Source organism: Vibrio sp. M260112 (assembly GCF_036533775.1).
In the GTDB taxonomy this organism is placed as follows: domain Bacteria; phylum Pseudomonadota; class Gammaproteobacteria; order Enterobacterales; family Vibrionaceae; genus Vibrio.
Map to the genome: position 1 here is coordinate 1 of NZ_JATABH010000139.1, position 1,476 is coordinate 1,476.

A 1,476-nucleotide genomic window follows, 5' to 3' on the forward strand; every position below is an offset into this window, starting at 1 on the left:
CATGAATTGCAAGGTGGTAGCTTCAAGCAAGGCTTTATCAGCGGTGTCATTGGTAAGCTTGGTGGAGGAATTGTTCATGCCAATGTTCAAACGCAGACTCTTCAAGCTGGAGGTATGATTATCGTGTCAGGTATTGCCGCCGCAGCAAGTGGTGCCAATAGCCGAGATGCGGTGATGCGTTCTGCTGTTAGTGTGATTACGGTTTACTTGTACAATGACATTTGGAATGGTATGCATGGTGTTGCACAAATGAGTAAAGCAAATACAATCATAAATGAAGCTAATGATGTGGCGACAGAACAAACCAGAGAGTTTTTTAAAAAAGAAGGAGTGGGTCTTGCTATTGATGCCGCTACTATCGTAGTGGGTGGGATCGACTGTATAGCCGGTAGTAAAGTGGGGTGCGGGCCTGCCTTATGGGCTGCTGGCAGTTTTGATTCAAGATGGAACGGTCAACCACACATTGTTGCAAAGGGCTTACATGAGTTAAATGTCCCGTATGCAAAACAAGTAACAGGTGTTTTAGGAGCTTCATTATCGATTAAAGGGGCTGGCAATTTTGTTCAAGGATCTACAGCGATAGATGATGTTGTAGATACATCTGGTATTGGGATATATCTCTATGAGAGCACCAATAACCCTTAAAGGGTTAATTACGTGGTTCATGATTGTAATTATATGGTTCTTCTTCACTATATACGGGACGAATGGTGAAGAAGTCAGAGTTCAAACCAAATTAGACTTTTTGGGGGAGAGTAGTGTTCGCTTCGAGGGTTCCTATCTTTATTACAAGATAAATGATGGTACTAAGTTAAAAGTTGATGTTGATCGATTTAACTACGAAAGGTTAAAGCGAATGAATACAGGCCAACGACAAAGCTGTGATGTTATTTATTTTAGGAACGAAAGCCTTGTTTTCAATGAATACCAGACTGTGAAGTCTATTCAATGTGATGGACGCAATCTCTATTCTTTTTCTCAGTAATTATGGAAGATGTTATGAAATTATATTTAGCTCCCACTTTAGCACTTCTTACAGGCTGTGGTGGCGGAGATGGTGGTAGTTCTTCCACTTCAAACACAGACTTAAATGTCACTCGTTACAGCAGTGATTATGCTGCGTCTGATCTACAGGCCCTTTTCACATTATCAGCTACAAGCTCATCCGATGCTGAGGTTACAGGATATATTCTTGATGACAGTGATCTTTTTGTAACGTTGTCTGGCAGTGATGAATTAATGGTGACGGTGGACAATATACCTCAACACTTGAAGCTAACTAAACAAGAGGTAGTAGAAGGTAGCGGTAGTTATGGAGGGGAATATTATGAATTAATGACTTCTGCTTTAGCAACTGAGTATAGAGTTAGCTTTGTACGAGATGGCGTTGATATAACTCAATTAACAGCTACTGAGTTCCCTATTCCTTTTGATCCCGTTGTTAGTTTTTCAAATGAAATTATTGATGTATCTTTC

The 1,476-nt window shown here is 40.4% G+C and carries 2 protein-coding genes; both read left to right on the forward strand.

What is annotated here, in order from left to right:
• Positions 1-645: hypothetical protein (locus QTN95_RS20600; RefSeq protein ID WP_331418838.1), on the forward strand; the 645-nt coding region annotated here is incomplete at its 5' end.
• Positions 646-999: 354 nt separating this feature from the next.
• Positions 1,000-1,476: hypothetical protein (locus tag QTN95_RS20605; protein WP_331418840.1), on the forward strand; the 477-nt coding region annotated here is incomplete at its 3' end.